Source organism: Nonomuraea sp. NPDC059007 (assembly GCF_042740555.1).
Lineage (GTDB): Bacteria > Actinomycetota > Actinomycetes > Streptosporangiales > Streptosporangiaceae > Nonomuraea.
Genome location: NZ_JBHYJD010000030.1, coordinates 45,411 through 61,015, shown reverse-complemented (window position 1 = coordinate 61,015; position 15,605 = coordinate 45,411). Strand labels below are relative to the sequence as shown.

Genomic DNA, 15,605 nt, shown 5'->3' with positions numbered 1-15,605 from the left:
TGCAGGGAGATTCCGCCATGGCCACCAGAGATGTCGAGAACGGGCCCGTTCTCGGCACACCCGACGACTTCCCCGATCGACAGAGGCGCGGGGGCCGCATGGTTGTGCACGTGGTGATCGGGGTGCTGGTCGCCATCGTCGCTGGTGGCTGGGGCTATGTGATGTGGTCGATGACGGGCAGCGCCACCGGCGCCAAGCCTCAGGTCATCACCTTCTCCATAGAACGCCCGGACGAGGCGGAGATCACCTTCACGGTGAGCAAGCCGGCCGACCGGATGGCCGTGTGCCGCCTGCGGGCGACCGACGTCAACCACGGAGAAGTAGGCAGCAAGGAAGTAAGAATCCCCCCAGGTGAGGGTAGTAAGCAGCTCAAGGAGCGTCTGGACACCACTGCCCAGGCCACTTCCGTCCACATCCAGTACTGCAATCTCGTATAGTGAGACATTTGGGGAAGCGTTCGAGCAGCTAACTTGTTAGCCTTTCGCAATTCGTAACCCCAAGTGAACTCAGGGCCCCCTAAGTAAGCAAGGAGATCCCGTGGCCGACTCTCGCGATGAGAACGTCACCTGGCTGACGCAGGAGGCGTACGACCGCCTGAAGGAGGAGTACGACTACCTTTCGGGCCCGGGTCGCGTCGACATCGCCAAGAAGATCGAGGCCGCTCGCGAAGAGGGCGACCTGCGGGAGAACGGCGGCTACCACGCCGCCAAGGACGAGCAGGGCAAGATAGAGGCCCGGATCTTCCATCTGCGGCAGCTGCTCGACAACGTCAGGGTGGGCGAGGCGCCCAAGACCGAGGGCGTGGTGGGCCCCGGCATGACGGTGACGATCCGCTTCGAACGCGACGATGACGAGGTGACCTTCCTCCTGGCCTCCCGTGAGGAGACCGGCGCCCCGATCGACGTCTACTCGCCCAAGTCCCCGCTGGGTGCCGCGATCAACGGCAAGAAGATCGGTGAGCGGGCCACGTACTCGCTGCCCAACGGCCGGCAGAACACGGTCGAGATCCTCGAGGCCGTGCCGTACATCGGCAATTGACGACGACCCAGATTTAACGACCCAGATTTGACGACACAGAACGACAACCTCCGCCGGGCCGTGGGCCCGGCGGATCCTCCGCATGCCTCGGGCATCCGGCAGGACCTGGCGTTTCTGGTGACCTCGCGAAGGCGCCGCGACTTAGGCCGGCTGATCCCCTTCATCGTGGTGACGCTGGTCGCGGTGCTCACCGCCGACGTGCTGCTGCTGGGCGAGTTCCAGAGCTCGCCTGAGCCCGAGGTCAAGACCGCCCAGTCGGTACGCCGCAAGCCGGCCGCGCCGCCCAAGGAGAACCTGGTGGCGCAGACCAGCCCCCAGGACCCGGGTGTGCGCCCGCTGGGCCGCCTGCACAAGCCGAACCTGTTCGTGGTCACCAAGAAGCCCTTCACGACCCCGCTTTTGGGCAAGGTGGCGAAGGTACGCGGCATCAGGGCGCTCGAACTGGCCGACGCCGCCTCGGTCATGATCGACGGCAAGCGGGTCCAGACGCTCGGCGTGGACCCCTCGACGTTCCGCGCGTACACGCCCAAGGTCACCGCCGCCTCCGACGGCCTGTGGACCAACGTGGCGCGGGGTGACGTGGCCGTCTCCTTCGTGCTCGGCAACGACGGCGGGCTCACCCTGCATCGTCAGGTGAGCGGTCCCGGCGGCCCGCTGCGGGTGGGCGCGTACGCGACGACCGGCTTCGGCGCGGTGGACGCGGTGGTCTCCAAGCAGACCGCGAGGACCCTGGGCCTGCCGCACGACAACGCGCTCATCGTCAGCGCGCCCAAGGCCAACTCGGCGAGCCTGCGCAAGAAGCTGATGGGCATCCTGCCCAAGGGCACCCAGATCGCCGAGATCAACCCGGTCGGCCCGCCACCGGTCCAGAACCTGGTCTACCAGGGCAACTCCTTCATGTCGGGCGAGCAGATCACCGTCGCGCTGAAGGCCGCCCTGTCGAAGCTGGGCCGTCCCTATGTGTGGGGCGCCGAGGGGCCGGAGACCTTCGACTGCTCGGGGCTGGTCCAGTGGGCCTACGCCCAGGCGGGCATCAGGGTCCCGCGTGTGACGCACCAGCAGTGGGTGGCGGGCCCCCAGATCCCGTACGCCCAGGCGCAGCCCGGCGACCTCATCTTCTGGCGGCACGACCCGACCAACCCGGGGTACATCTCCCACGTGGCCATCTACCTGGGCGACGGCAAGATGCTCCAGGCGCCGCGCACCGGTGACGTGGTCAAGATCTCGCCGGTGGGCATGCGTAACTTCGCGGGCGTGGTCCGCATCGCGCCCTCGGTCGCGGCCCGCGTCCGCTAGGGCGTTCTCTCCTTTGTTTCGGCCCGAGCGGGCTCTTGGCTATGGCCTGCAAGTGTGTAATGTTGATTACATGGAAAGCGAGATTCGCGGCTGGTTCACCGGCCGCATGCCAGAGAGCTGGTTCTCGGCCCCGCCGGAGATCGTGCTGGACCGCGAGGAGATCGCCGTGCTCGGCACGCTGCCCGACCCGCCCGCCGAGGGCGGCGAGGCCGAGCGGGCGGCGCTGATCGACGGCCTGATCAGGCGCTTCCGCGAGGAGACGCGCGAGCGGCGGATCGAGATCGCCAGGGAGGCGGAGCGCAAGTTCCGGCAGAAGGTGTCCTGGGGCGTGGTCTGCGGCGGCGAGACCGTGATGTTCACCACGTTGTCGGTGCCGGTGATGACCCGGCTCCGGCAGTCCGAGCGGCAGGTTCTCGACACGCTTGTGGCCGCGGGCGTGGCCCGCAGTCGCAGCGACGCGCTGGCGTGGTGCGTACGCCTGGTCGGCAAGCACACCGACACGTGGCTCGCCGATCTGCGCGACGCGCTGCAGCACGTCGACCGCGTCCGCTCCTCCGGCCCGGACGTCAATTCCTAGGACTGCGCAGCGGAAACGCTTCGGCGAAAGGACTAAACCTCTTCCGCTATTGGTTTAGACCATTCACATTGGCCTAAACCACTGATTCGAGGGTTTTCTTTAGAACCCGTTCATGTGGGTAGGCTTCCCCAATCACCAGGGCCTCTGCCTGCGACAACAGGTCTATGCCAATTGGCGAAAACCGGTCGTCGTCGTTAATGATGTTTTGGCCCTGAGAAGTGGAGGAGTCGCTGCCGTGTCCGTTTCTGTAGAAGTACCCGCCCCGACGAGCAATGCCGAATTGGTCGCCTGGGTGAACGAGATCGCCGCCCTGACCCAGCCCGATCGGATCGAGTGGTGCGACGGTTCCGAGGAGGAGTGGACGCGCCTGACCAACCTCCTCGTCGAACAGGGGACGTTCACGCGTCTGGCCAAGCGCCCCAACAGCTTCTACGCCAAGTCCGACCCCAGCGACGTCGCGCGCGTCGAGGACCGCACCTACATCTGCTCCGAGCGCGAGCAGGACGCCGGTCCCACCAACAACTGGATCGCGCCGGACGAGATGCGCGCCACCTTCGGCGAGCTGTTCAAGGGCTGCATGCGCGGCAGGACCATGTACGTCGTGCCGTTCTGCATGGGCCCGCTCGGCGGCGAGATCTCCCAGCTCGGCGTCGAGATCACCGACTCGCCCTACGTCGCGGTCTCCATGCGGATCATGACGCGGATGGGCGAGCGCGCCCTGCGCCTGATCGAGGAGCGCGCCGAGTTCGTCAAGGCCGTCCACAGCGTCGGCGCGCCGCTGGAGCCCGGTCAGGACGACGTCGCCTGGCCCTGCAGCAGCACCAAGTACATCAGCCACTTCCCCGAGACCCGCGAGATCTGGTCCTACGGCTCCGGCTACGGCGGCAACGCCCTGCTGGGCAAGAAGTGCTACGCCCTGCGCATCGCCAGCGCCATGGCCCGCGACGAGGGCTGGCTGGCCGAGCACATGCTCATTCTCAAGCTCACCCCGCCCAGCGGCGAGACCCGCTACATCGCCGCCGCCTTCCCGAGCGCCTGCGGCAAGACCAACCTCGCCATGCTCCAGCCGACGATCCCCGGCTGGAAGGTCGAGACGGTCGGCGACGACATCGCCTGGATGCGCTTCGGCGCCGACGGGCAGCTGTACGCGATCAACCCCGAGGCCGGCTTCTTCGGCGTGGCCCCCGGCACCGGCGAGGTCACCAACGCCAACGCCATCAGGACCCTCTGGGGCAACAGCATCTTCACCAACGTCGCGCTCACCGACGACGGCGACGTGTGGTGGGAGGGCATGACCGACATCCCGCCCGCGCACCTGACCGACTGGAAGGGCCGCGACTGGACCCCGGACAGCGACGAGCCGGCGGCCCACCCCAACGCCCGCTTCACCACCCCTGCCTCCCAGGCGCCCACCATCGCCCCCGAGTGGCAGGACCCCAAGGGCGTGCCCATCTCGGCGATCCTGTTCGGCGGCCGCCGCGCCACCGCGGTGCCGCTGGTCACCGAGTCGCTGAGCTGGCAGCACGGCGTCTTTCTCGGAGCCAACGTCGCCTCCGAGAAGACCGCCGCCGCCGAGGGCAAGGTCGGCGAGCTGCGTCACGACCCGTTCGCGATGCTCCCGTTCTGCGGCTACAACATGGGCGACTACTTCGGCCACTGGCTGAAGATCGGCGGCAGGGAAGGCGCACGGCTGCCGCGCATCTACTACGTCAACTGGTTCCGCAAGAACGCCGGCGGGAAGTTCATCTGGCCGGGCTTCGGCGAGAACAGCCGCGTGCTGAAGTGGATCGTGGACCGGCTCAACGGCGAGGCCCAGGCCGTACCGTCGGCGATCGGCCTGCTGCCCAAGGAGCTCGACACCGAGGGCCTGGAGATCGCGGAGGAGGACCTCCAGACCCTGCTCAGTGTCGACAAGGACGTCTGGCGCGAGGAGGCGGCGCAGATCCCGCCGCACTTCGAGAAGTTCGGCACGCACCTGCCCAAGGAGCTGTGGGAGGAGTACAACGCCCTGCTCGACCGCCTCTCCTGAGGTTGTGGGGTACGGCGGCGCCCCTCTACCTTGACGAGGAATGGACATCTTCCTGCTCTTAGTCGCCTTTGTCGTGATCACCCTGATCAGCAACCTGTCGGGCAGCGTCGCCAAGCAGCGGCTCAAGGTCGCCGGCGCGACGCTCTCGCAGGCGAGCCATCGGCTGACGCACTACGAGCTCGCCTACCTGGCGGGCGGGCCGCGCCGGGCGATCAACACGGCGCTGGCCGTCCTCGCGACGGCCGGCGCCGTACGCGTCTCGCGCGGCGCCCAGGTCAGCCCGGTCCACGGCGCCACGACCTCCTCCGACCCGCTGGAGCAGGCGGTACTCGACGCCGTGGCCATGCGGCCGGGCCACCGGGCCGCGGAGGTGCGCAAACTGCTGGAGACGAGCCCGGCGCTCCTGGCCCTGGAGGCACGGCTGCGCGATCGCGGACTCCTGCTGCGGGAGGGCGCGCAGGGCGTGGCCCGGCGGCGCCTGGAAACGCTGCGGCTGGCCTGCTGGGGCGCGGTGGGCTTCGAGATCGCCCTGGTGGTGCTGGCGCTCGCCGGGGTGGCGGGCAAGGACTTCGCGTTCGCGGGCGCGCTGTTCTTCGGCGGGTTCGCCGTGGTGCTCGGGTTCTCCGGCCACTACAAGGAGAAGCGCCGGCTGCGCAACCTGGTCACCGGCGAGGGCAGGCGGGTGCTGGAGTCGGCGCGGCAGTACCACCCGAGGGGCCACGGCGACACCTCCACGCTAGCCCTGGCCGTCGCGGTGCCGGTGGCCCTGTACGGGCTGACCGAACTGGACGACCGCGACCTGTGCGACGGATTGTCGGCCGGTGACCCGCACTCCGACTGCGGCGGATCCTGCGGCTCCCACAGCGACTCCGGCTCCTCGACCTTCGGCGACGGCGGGTCCGGCGGGGGCGACTTCGGCGGTTCGAGCTCGGACGGCGGCGGTGGGTCGAGTGGCTCCAGTTGCGGCGGAGGCGGCGGCGGATCGAGCTGCGGATCCAGTTCCTGATCCGGGAAACTTTCGCCGGGCCGCGTGCGTCTATCGGGTACGAGCCAGAGGAGGCCGCGCATGGACCTGATCTTGCTGATCGTTTCCGTCTTCCTCGCGGTGGCGGCGGGCGCCACCGTTTCCGCGCTCAGGCGCGAACATCTCCGCATCCGCTCCACTTCCGTGAACGGCAATCTCCGCGCCCTGGGACACTACGAGCTCGCCTACCTCGCCGGCGGGCCGCGGCGGGTGGTCAACGCCGCCATCGGCCTGCTGGCCAAGTCCGGTGACCTGCGCGTCTCGCGCGGCGGCTCGCTGCACGCGGTCTCCACGGTGGCCCGCGACCCGATCGAGGAAGCGGTGCTGGCCGCCGTCGCTGCGCGGCCCGGCGGGGTCTCGGCCGCGGCCGTCAGGCACGAGGTGGGCAACGGGGCGGCCATGGACTCGCTCAAGCACCACCTGTCGGCGCTCGGGCTGGTGGTGCCGGACGGCGATCTGGCGTCGGTGCGCGCGTACCTGAAGAAGCTGAGCGCGCTGGAGATCGGGGCGCTGCTGGCCTCGATCGGGCTGGCGATCTACCTGGTCTTCGGCGGGGGCGGGCTGCTCGGGGTGGTCGCGCTCGCAGTCACGGCCGGTACGTGGATCGGCGGCATCGTCGTGCGCAGGCGCCACCACAGGATGCTCGGCAACGACATCACGACCGCGGGGCGCGAGCAGGTCGAGTACGCCGAGCGCCGGCACATGCCGGGCGCCTACCTCGTCACCGGCGCCGCGGTCGGCGCGGTCGCCATGCCCGTCGCCCTCTACGGCCTGGGCGAGCTGGGCGACCCGCAACTGGAGGCCGAGCTGGAGGCGCAGCGCAACTCGGCCGGCAGCGGCGCCGGCGGGTCCTGCGCGGCGGGTAGCTGCGGCGGCGGCAGCGGGAGCAGTGACTACGGTGGCGGAAGCGACTTCGGCGGCTCGTCGGGCGGTGGATCGGACGGCGGCGGGTCGAGCTGTGGCGGGGGCGGCGGCTGCGGTGGTGGCTGCGGCGGGGGCGGCTGAGAGGGGACGTCGGTGGCGGACTTCGAGCTGGGCGTGGGGATCGGCTGGCGATCCGAGATCGACCTGACCGTCGAGCGGATGGCCGGCGTGAGCTTCGTCGAGGTCATCGCGGAGAACATCAGGCCCGCCGCCGGACTGCCCGAGTCGCTGCGGGTGCTGCGCGGGCGCGGCCTGCCGGTGGTGCCGCACGGCGTCGGCCTGGGCGTGGGCGGCGCCCAGCCGCCCGCTCCCGAACGGCTGGCGCACCTGGCCGCGTGCGCGCAGGCGCTGGATTCGCCGCTGGTCAGCGAGCATCTGGCGTTCGTGCGGGCGGGCGGGGTGGAGGCCGGGCACCTGCTGCCGGTGCCGCGTACCCGGGAGGCGCTCGACGTCATCGCCGACAACGTCCGCCGCGCGCAGGACGCGCTGCCGGTGCCGCTGGCGCTGGAGAACGTGGCGGCCATCTTCGGCTGGCCGGAGGACGAGCTGACCGACGGCGAGTTCCTGGCCGAGCTGGTCGAGCGGACCGGGGTGTACCTGCTGATCGACGTGGCCAACCTCTACACCAACCAGGTCAACCTCGGCCTGTCCGCGGTGGCCGCCCTCGACGCGCTGCCGTTGTCGCAGATCGCCTACGTGCACGTGGCCGGGGGGCACGAGCACGGGGGCATCTGGCACGACACGCACACCGCGAGCGTGCCGCAGGAGGTCCTCGACATCCTGACCGAGCTGTGCGCGCGCGTCACGCCGCCGGGCGTGCTGCTGGAGTGGGACGACGACTACCCCAGCGACGCCGCCCTCGCCGGCGAACTCGACCGCGTTAGGACCGCGATGTCGCTGGGGACCGCCCACCATGCCCCCTGACCCTTTCCCCGGTACGCCCGCCGCCCCCACACCCCATGGCCCGGACCCCGCAGAACCACCCGCACCAGAGACCGCGAGGGCGGTTGGGGTGGGGGCTGAGGGGGGTATGGGCGGGCGGGTGAGTGCGGAGGACCGGCGGCGGCTGGAAGAGGCTCAGGAGCGGGTCGTGGCGGCGCTGGTGACCGGTGCGCGGGTGCCCGAGGGGTTCGACGCCGACCGGTTCAGGGCGCAGGCCGCGAGCCTGGTGTCCAAGCGGCGCAGTGTGGTGGCCAGACTGCGTCCCGATGCCGCCCTGGCCGCCGGAGCGGACCTGAGGGCCGAGTTCGCCGCCTACGCCGCCGCCCGCACCGCCCCGCCGAAGGGCTACCGGGAGGACGCCGACGCGTTCGCCGCCTGGCTGGAGGACAAGGGCAGGCTGCCCAGGCGGTCCGGGGGCTGGCGTGACCTCTTGCCGTGGCGTCGCAAGACATCCTAGGTTTGCGAGGTGATAGTCGACGCGCACCAGCACTTCTGGAACCTCGAGACCGGCGACTACCCCTGGCTCACCCCGGACGCGGGAGTCCTGTACCGCACCTACGCGCCCGAGCACCTCGCCCCCGAGCTGGCGGCCACGGGAGTGCAGGCCACCGTGCTGGTCCAGGCGGCCGACTCCCATGCGGAGACCGAAGCGATGCTGGCCCTGGCCGACGCCCACGACTTCATCGCCGGCGTCGTCGGCTGGATCCCGCTGACCGATCCCGACGAGGCCGCGAGGGCCATCGAACGCTACGGCAGTCATCGGAAGTTTGTCGGTGTACGCCACCTGATCCACGAGGAGCCCGACCCGGACTGGCTGGTCGGGGAGGGTGTGCTGGAGTCCTTGGGCGTGCTGGCCGACAGCGGGCTCGCCTTCGACGTGGTCTCGCTGCTGCCGCGCCACCTGGAGCACGTGGTCACGCTGGCCTCCCGGCACCCGTCGCTCAGGATCGTCATCGACCACCTGTCGAAGCCGCGGATCAAGGACGGCGTCTGGCAGCCGTGGGCGGAGCAGATGGCCGCGGCGGCGGCCTTTCCCAACGTGTACGCGAAGGTCTCCGGGCTGGTCACCGAGGCCGACCACGCCGGCTGGACGGTCGAGGACCTGCGGCCCTACGTGGCGCACGCGGTCGAGACGTTCGGGCCCGAGCGGCTGATGTTCGGCAGCGACTGGCCGGTGGCGCTGCTGGCCGCCGACTACCGGACCGTCTACGAGACGGCGCTGGCCCTGGTCGGGGAGGAGGGGAGAGATCAGGTGTTCGGCGGCACTGCTGGGCGTTTTTACGGGTTTAGCTGAGTTTCGGGGGGAAACTCTCTAGGCGTGGGGGGACTACGTTGTGTTGATGGGTCTTACCTGACCGTGACGCCCGTGGCCTGTCGTGACAGTGTCGGCAGGCCGTACGAGGTCACCCTCGAGCTTTGGCGGGACGGCACGCCGTACGGGATGGTGGGGGAGCGGTGCGGCTGGCTGCTCGCGCGCCTGGCGCGCGGGGTCGCGGACGCGCGCGAGGGGCGCGGCGACGCCGGGCTGTGGCCGGATCCCGACGACAGGTTCCCCGAGGACGAGCCGGACGGTGAGCTGTTCTCCTTCCGTTACCGGACGCGGTCGGGCGCCATGGGCGGCGGTGAGCTGCGCTGCCAGCTGCGCACGATTCCGGTCTGGATGCCAGGTCAAGGCCGTCGGGGCGAGTGGCGGCTGACTCGCAGGGCCTACGTCGAGGCGTGGGGTCCCGGGGGCGTCGGCATGCGGGCCGTGCTGACTTCGGCGGAACTGGCGGTGTTCGTGGGGGTGCTGGTCACAGAGGCGGAGGGGTGCCTCGGGGGACGGGATCTCGCGAGGAATCCCGTTGAGGGGGCGGGCAACGCCTAAACGCGGTGATAATTGCCTCTTACAGGCACAGCATCGCTGGGAGGGCTCCGTGGGCCTGCGCGACCTGGTCTACCGGGTGTACGAACACCGGCTGGAGGCCAAGCTCAAGCTGTCGAAGGGCAATGGCCCCCGGCACGTAGGCGTCATCATCGACGGCAACCGCCGATGGGCCCGCTCGATGGGTCTGGAGGACGTCAGCAGAGGGCACCGTAAGGGCGCCGACAAGATCTCCGAGCTGCTCACCTGGTGCCGTGAGGCGGGCGTGGAGGTCGTGACCGTCTGGATGCTGTCCAGCGACAACCTCAACCGCCCCAAGGACGAGCTGGAGCTGCTCCTTCGCATCATCGAGGACGTGGTGCAGGAGCTGGTCGAGGAGGGCTGGCGGATCAGCCCGGTCGGCGCGCTCGATCTGTTGCCGGATAGGACGGCAAATGTCCTAAAAAACGCAAAGGAAGTCACATCACACCGTCCAGGGTTGATTGTGAACGTTGCGGTTGGGTATGGAGGAAGACGTGAGATTGCCGATGCGGTGCGCTCACTCCTCCAGGAGCAAGCAAGCAAGGGAGCCAGCATCGAGGACCTCGTCGAGGTTCTCGATGTCGAGCACATCGCCGAGCATCTCTACACTCGCGGCCAGCCCGACCCGGACCTTCTCATCCGGACCTCGGGAGAGCAGCGGCTTTCCGGGTTCATGCTCTGGCAGAGCGCTCATTCCGAGTTCTATTTCTGCGAGGCCTACTGGCCCGACTTCCGCAGGGTCGACTTCCTGCGGGCGCTGCGCGACTACGCCGCGAGACACCGTCGTTACGGTTCCTGATCCCGCATGGGGGTATCTGGTACGTAACGTTGAAAGTGACCGGCCGAAGGCCGGTCACTTCGGAGGGGGCCCGCCTTTGCTGCGCAATCTGCTGAGGGGGGCCGGATCCCGGCGCCCGTCGGCGGGCGCGGGTCCGGTCCGATTCCCACCTCGTCTGCAGGGCGCCTGTCCCCATGGGCGCCCGGGGGAGAACGTGTGGCAGTGTCCTCGAGCAACCCTTCGACCAACTCCGGCAAGCGCACCTACGTGCTGGACACGTCGGTCCTTCTAGCCGACCCGGCGGCGATGACCAGATTCGCCGAGCATGAGGTCGTCCTCCCGATCGTCGTGATCACGGAGCTGGAAGGGAAGCGGAACCATCCAGAACTCGGCTACTTCGCGCGCAAGGCATTGCGTTACCTCGACGACCTGCGCGTGCAATACGGCAGGCTCGACGAGCCCATGCCCACCGGGGAAGGCACGATCAGGGTTGAACTCAACCACAGCGACCCGTCCATCCTGCCCGTAGGCTTCCGCCTCGGCGACAACGACACCCGCATCCTCACCGTGGCCCGTTCGCTGGCCGCCGAGGGACGCGACGTCGTGCTGGTCTCCAAGGATCTGCCTCTGCGGGTCAAGGCGGCCTCGATCGGCCTGTCGGCGGAGGAGTACCGCGCCGAACTGGTCGTGGAGTCGGGCTGGACGGGGATGGCCGAGATCCAGGTGACCACCGAGGACGTCGAGACGCTCTTCGAGCACGGCGCCGCGGAACTGGAGGAGGCCAGGGACCTGCCCGCGCACACCGGGCTGCGGCTGCTGTCGAGCAAGGGTTCGGCGCTGGGCCGGGTGCTGCCCGACAAGTCGGTCAAGCTGGTGCGGGGCGACCGCGAGGTGTTCGGGCTGCACGGCCGCTCGGCCGAGCAGCGCATCGCGCTGGAGCTCCTGATGGACCCCGAGATCGGCATCGTGTCGCTGGGCGGCAGGGCCGGCACGGGGAAGTCCGCCCTGGCGCTCTGCGCGGGCCTGGAGGCCGTTCTGGAGCGCCGCCAGCACCGCAAGGTCGTGGTCTTCCGCCCGCTGTACGCGGTCGGCGGCCAGGAGCTCGGCTACCTTCCCGGCACCGAGGGCGAGAAGATGGGCCCCTGGGCCCAGGCCGTCTACGACACCCTGGGCGCGGTGACCACCCCGGAGGTGATCGAGGAGGTCATCGACCGCGGCATGCTGGAGGTGCTGCCGCTCACCCACATCCGCGGCCGGTCGCTGCACGACGCGTTCGTGATCGTGGACGAGGCGCAGTCGCTGGAGCGCGGGGTGCTGCTGACGGTGCTGAGCCGCATCGGCGCCAACTCCCGCGTGGTGCTCACCCACGACATCGCCCAGCGCGACAATCTGCGGGTGGGCCGCCATGACGGCGTCGTGGCAGTCGTGGAGAAGCTCAAGGGGCATCCGCTGTTCGCCCACGTGACGCTGACCAGGTCCGAGCGTTCGCCGATCGCGGCGCTGGTGACGGAGATGCTGGAGGACATCACTCTTTAGCGTCCTTCAGTTTTCCGCAGATGTGCTGCCCCTCGTCCTGGGGCGCCCTGCTGGGGAACTGGCGGATGATCTTCACCTGCTCGAACTGCGTTTCCTGCTGGGCGGTGCAGACGATCTGCTTCTTGCCCAGCAGGGACAGCGGCCCGGTGCCCTTGATGTACACGGTCAGCGTGGACGTCCGGGGCAGCCGGGTCTCGTCACGGGTCACCGGGTCGAGCGAGTCCTGCATGCCTTCGTAGGTGAAGCCGCGCAGGGCGGTGTGCAGGCCGCCCAGCTGCCGGCCGTTGGCCTGGAACAACGCCGTGAGCAGGCTGTCCACGGTGTCGTTCTCCACGTCGGCCGGCTCCTTGGTCAGCTCGAAGCGCGCGCGCCTGCTGTCCTGCCGCTGCTCGACCGGCTTGAGCAGGTAGATGGTCTTGGACGGCGGCGGAATCCTGACCGTCGGGGGTCCCGACACGTCCACCACGTTCGTGGGCGTGATCCCGCAGCCCGCCACCGCGAGGAGGAGGCCGGCCGTCAGTGTTCGCCGGCCGTTCACAGGCCCGGCAGCCAGACCGTGAACAGGGTGCCGGGCCCCTGCCTGCGCACCGAGATGGTGCCGTTGTGCAGGTGCACGTTCGCCCTGGTGATGGCCAGGCCGAGCCCGCTGCCGTGGCTGCGCGAGCGTCCCGCTCCCGCCTTGAAGAACCGGTCGAAGACGTACGGCAGCGCCTCCTCCGGAATCCCGGCGCCGTGGTCGCGTACCTTCATCTCCAGCCCGTTCTCCGTGCCTCTGGCCGATACCTGGACCGGCGGGCCGCCGTGTTTGAGCGCGTTGCCCACCAGGTTGGCGACGATCACGTCGAAGCGGCGCGGGTCCACGGTGGCCGCCAGTCCCTTGGCCACGTTCACCTCCACGGTCTCCGTCCAGCCGCGTGTCTCCAGGCTGTCATGGATGGCGTCGTGGACGTTGACGGATTCCACGTTGAGCGTGGCCGTACCGGCGTCGAAGCGGCTGACCTCGATGAGGTGCTCGACGAGGTGGCGCAGCCGTTCGATCTCCGACAGCACGAGCCTGACCGCCTCGGCGGGCGCGTCGGGCAGCCGCTCGGCCTCCTCCATGAGCATGTCGGCCACGGCGGTCATCGCGGTCAGCGGCGTGCGCAGCTCGTGCGAGACGTCGGCGACGAAGCGGCGCGAGAGGGCCTCGAGCGCGCGGAGTTCGGAGACGCTGAGTTCCAGCGCGGCGGCGGCGTCGTTGAACCTGGCGGTCAGCGCGGCCAGCTCGTCCTGGCCGTGCACGGGCAGCCGGGTGTCGAGCCGGCCCTCGCCGAGCGCCTGGGCGGCGGCGCTGAGGCGGCGTACGGGCAGCAGCACGCTTCTGGCCGAGACCAGCGCGACGCCGAGCGCGATCAGCACGATGACCGCGCCGCCCTGCGCGAGCGAGCCCTTGAGCGTGGTGAGCTGGTCCTCTTCCTCGCGCATGGAGAAGAAGACGAAGGCGCGCAGCCCGCTGGCCTCGGGCACGGGGCCGTCCCTGCGGTAGACCTCGGCGCCGACGATCAGCCACACGTCGTTGCGGATCACCTGGCGCTGCTTGACCACGCCGCCGCGGGCCCTGCCGTGCAGCTCGTGCGGGACGTTGGCCATCGACAGCGGGCCCTCTGAGTAGCTGAGGTGGCCGTACTCGAGCGCGACGCTGCGGCCGGGGCCGTTGAGCGCGTCGGCGAGCAGTCGCAGGTCCTTGGAGTCGGGCGCCGCCTCGCCCTGGCGCAGGGTGCCGACCGGGAAGGTGATCTGGCGCAGTTCCCTGGTGACCAGGTCGACGGCGCTGCCCTCGGCCCGCTCGATGAGGGCGGCCTTGGCCAGCTCGTAGCCGATGGTGGCGACCATGACCGAGGCCGCCACGGCGACGAGCGTGAACGTGATGACCAGGCGGGCGCGCAGTCCGGTGGGCGGCCGCATCACGGAGGGCTGAACCGGTAGCCGAAGCCGCGGACGGTGTGGATGAACACCGGTTCGGCCGGGCGCGGTTCGATCTTCGCCCGCACTCGCTGGACGCAGGCGTCGACGAGGCGGGAGTCGGCCACGTGGGTGTGGTCCCAGACGACGCGCAGCAGGTAGCGCCGGTTGAGCACCTGGCCGGGATGACGCACGAGCTCCAGCAGCAGCCGCAGCTCGGTGGGGGTCAGGTGGATCTCCTTGTTGGCCAGCGTGACCTTCAGCGCGCCCCGGTCGATCATGAGGTCGCCGAAGGAGATGCGGTCGGAGGAGGCCGATTCGGCGCGGCGCAGGATGGCCCTGATCCGCGCGTCAAGCACCCGGGGCTCGACCGGCTTGACCACGTAGTCGTCGGCGCCGGCCTCCAGCCCGACCACGACGTCGAGGTCGTCGCCGCGGGCGGTGAGCAGGATGACCGGCAGTTGGTCGAGGCGGCGGATGCGGCGGCACACCTCGACCCCGTCGATTCCCGGCAGCATCACGTCGAGGATGGCGATCTCCGGGCGGCGGGACCTGATGTGGTCGAGCGCCTCCTCGCCCGTGGCGTAGGACGTCACGGAATGCCCCTGCCGGGTCAGCGCCAGCTCCAGGGCGGTGCGGACGGAGGGGTCGTCTTCGACGAGGAGGATGCCAGCCACGCGCACATTATTCTTCCACCCCGCGAATATCCGTGTTCTGTCATAAAAATGTGACATCACCGGGAAGGGTAGGCGGAAGTCTGTAATGAGGCTCTCCCTTCGGTGAGCGGGGCGCGAGGGGCGGGCCTTACGCATGTGACAAAAGTCACAGTCGTGAAAGAAAGACCTGTGTGGCCTGCTGATCAGTCAATGGAACACCAACCGGATGTCGCGTTTTGGTTGCGGACCACCCCCTGGGACAGGGCATTCTCATAGGTCGTGAGCCCTGGTCCGGAGTTGAAGGAGCGCGAAGCGCCGCCGTCTCGCCGCAAGAAGAAGGCGATGAGCCCGAAGCGCGTGCTGATCTTCGGTTTGGCGGTCGTGGTCGTGGCCGGTGGCGGCGGTTTCACCGCCTACACCGCGATCCAGAACTCCAAGGCCGTCCACACCCCGATCTCCCCCGAAGAGTGGGGCAAGATCGCCATGGGCGACTTCTACTCGCCGGATCCCAAGGCCGACTCCTACAAGGCCGCGGCGGTCACGGCGTACCAGAAGGACAAGCTCAAGAAGGAGCGCAAGGGCGTCGAGGGCCTCGACCCGGTCATCATCAAGAAGCGCGGGCCGGGCGGCGACGGCTTCCCGCCCGCCAACTTCCCGGTCGGCAGCAACCCCTCGCCCGGCAGCAACAAGGCGCTCGCCAAGGGGATGCTCGGCCAGTTCGGCTTCGGCGAGGACCAGTGGGGCTGCCTGGAGAAGCTCTGGCACAAGGAGAGCGGCTGGAACGAGCGGGCCATGAACCGCTACTCCGGCGCCTACGGCATCCCCCAGTCGCTGCCCGGCAGCAAGATGGCCAGCGCGGGCGCCGACTGGCAGACCAACGCCGCCACCCAGATCGAGTGGGGCCTCGGTTACATCAAGGGCCGCTACGGCACGCCTTGCGGTGCTTGGGGCCATTCCCAGGCCAAGGGCTGGTACTGAC

Annotated in this window: 17 protein-coding genes; 14 read left to right on the top strand and 3 right to left on the bottom strand. The window is 69.4% G+C overall.

Annotation, left to right across the window (positions count from 1 at the left end):
* Window positions 1–17: 17 nt before the first annotated feature.
* The 13 genes from ACFWY5_RS37655 (at window position 18) to ACFWY5_RS37595 (ending at window position 12,029) form a co-directional block, all read left to right on the top strand.
* Window positions 18–437, top strand: a complete 420-nt coding sequence (locus ACFWY5_RS37655) for a DUF4307 domain-containing protein (RefSeq protein ID WP_379610731.1) — start codon at window positions 18–20, stop codon at window positions 435–437.
* A 100-nt stretch (window positions 438–537) separates the two neighbouring features.
* Window positions 538–1,038: a transcription elongation factor GreA gene (gene greA / locus ACFWY5_RS37650; RefSeq protein ID WP_184967656.1), complete on the top strand. Its 501-nt coding sequence runs from the start codon at window positions 538–540 to the stop codon at window positions 1,036–1,038.
* 27 nt (window positions 1,039–1,065) lie between these two features.
* Entirely contained in the window at window positions 1,066–2,334 is a 1,269-nt protein-coding gene (locus tag ACFWY5_RS37645; protein ID WP_379637612.1) for a C40 family peptidase, read from the top strand.
* 70 nt (window positions 2,335–2,404) lie between these two features.
* Window positions 2,405–2,911, top strand: coding sequence for a hypothetical protein (locus ACFWY5_RS37640; RefSeq protein ID WP_379610729.1), 507 nt, complete (start codon window positions 2,405–2,407; stop codon window positions 2,909–2,911).
* Window positions 2,912–3,146: 235 nt separating this feature from the next.
* The gene (locus ACFWY5_RS37635; protein ID WP_379610728.1) at window positions 3,147–4,940 is read left to right on the top strand and encodes a phosphoenolpyruvate carboxykinase (GTP); all 1,794 of its coding nucleotides are present in this window, start codon (window positions 3,147–3,149) and stop codon (window positions 4,938–4,940) included.
* 40 nt (window positions 4,941–4,980) lie between these two features.
* Window positions 4,981–5,946: a TIGR04222 domain-containing membrane protein gene (locus tag ACFWY5_RS37630; RefSeq protein ID WP_379637611.1), complete on the top strand. Its 966-nt coding sequence runs from the start codon at window positions 4,981–4,983 to the stop codon at window positions 5,944–5,946.
* Between the two features lie 60 nt (window positions 5,947–6,006).
* Complete coding sequence (locus tag ACFWY5_RS37625) at window positions 6,007–6,969, top strand: TIGR04222 domain-containing membrane protein (RefSeq protein WP_379610726.1); 963 nt, start codon at window positions 6,007–6,009, stop codon at window positions 6,967–6,969.
* A gap of 12 nt (window positions 6,970–6,981) precedes the next feature.
* The gene (locus tag ACFWY5_RS37620) at window positions 6,982–7,812 is read left to right on the top strand and encodes a DUF692 family multinuclear iron-containing protein (RefSeq protein ID WP_379637610.1); all 831 of its coding nucleotides are present in this window, start codon (window positions 6,982–6,984) and stop codon (window positions 7,810–7,812) included.
* A 118-nt stretch (window positions 7,813–7,930) separates the two neighbouring features.
* Entirely contained in the window at window positions 7,931–8,287 is a 357-nt protein-coding gene (locus tag ACFWY5_RS37615) for a hypothetical protein (protein WP_379610723.1), read from the top strand.
* 9 nt (window positions 8,288–8,296) lie between these two features.
* Window positions 8,297–9,124, top strand: a complete 828-nt coding sequence (locus ACFWY5_RS37610; RefSeq protein ID WP_379637609.1) for an amidohydrolase family protein — start codon at window positions 8,297–8,299, stop codon at window positions 9,122–9,124.
* A gap of 72 nt (window positions 9,125–9,196) precedes the next feature.
* The gene (locus tag ACFWY5_RS37605; protein WP_379610721.1) at window positions 9,197–9,697 is read left to right on the top strand and encodes a hypothetical protein; all 501 of its coding nucleotides are present in this window, start codon (window positions 9,197–9,199) and stop codon (window positions 9,695–9,697) included.
* Window positions 9,698–9,746: 49 nt separating this feature from the next.
* Window positions 9,747–10,514, top strand: coding sequence for an isoprenyl transferase (locus tag ACFWY5_RS37600; protein WP_184967670.1), 768 nt, complete (start codon window positions 9,747–9,749; stop codon window positions 10,512–10,514).
* 195 nt (window positions 10,515–10,709) lie between these two features.
* Entirely contained in the window at window positions 10,710–12,029 is a 1,320-nt protein-coding gene (locus ACFWY5_RS37595) for a PhoH family protein (protein WP_379610720.1), read from the top strand.
* Here the strand turns inward: ACFWY5_RS37595 and ACFWY5_RS37590 are convergent.
* Genes ACFWY5_RS37590 through ACFWY5_RS37580 form a run of 3 tightly spaced genes read right to left on the bottom strand, consistent with a single transcriptional unit; the run spans window position 12,019 to window position 14,647 of the window.
* Complete coding sequence (locus ACFWY5_RS37590) at window positions 12,019–12,567, bottom strand: hypothetical protein (protein WP_379610719.1); 549 nt, start codon at window positions 12,565–12,567, stop codon at window positions 12,019–12,021. The genes ACFWY5_RS37595 and ACFWY5_RS37590 overlap by 11 nt on opposite strands.
* Window positions 12,564–13,973: an ATP-binding protein gene (locus ACFWY5_RS37585; RefSeq protein ID WP_379610718.1), complete on the bottom strand. Its 1,410-nt coding sequence runs from the start codon at window positions 13,971–13,973 to the stop codon at window positions 12,564–12,566. Before ACFWY5_RS37585 ends, ACFWY5_RS37590 begins: the two co-directional genes overlap by 4 nt.
* Window positions 13,973–14,647, bottom strand: a complete 675-nt coding sequence (locus ACFWY5_RS37580) for a response regulator transcription factor (protein ID WP_184967676.1) — start codon at window positions 14,645–14,647, stop codon at window positions 13,973–13,975. The genes ACFWY5_RS37585 and ACFWY5_RS37580 overlap by 1 nt, the downstream gene beginning before the upstream one ends.
* A gap of 321 nt (window positions 14,648–14,968) precedes the next feature.
* On the opposite strand from ACFWY5_RS37580, the gene ACFWY5_RS37575 reads away from it, so the two are divergent.
* Window positions 14,969–15,604 carry a lytic transglycosylase domain-containing protein gene (locus ACFWY5_RS37575; RefSeq protein WP_379610717.1) on the top strand — a complete coding sequence of 212 codons (636 nt, stop codon included), beginning with the start codon at window positions 14,969–14,971 and terminating at the stop codon, window positions 15,602–15,604.
* Window position 15,605: the final 1 nt, after the last annotated feature.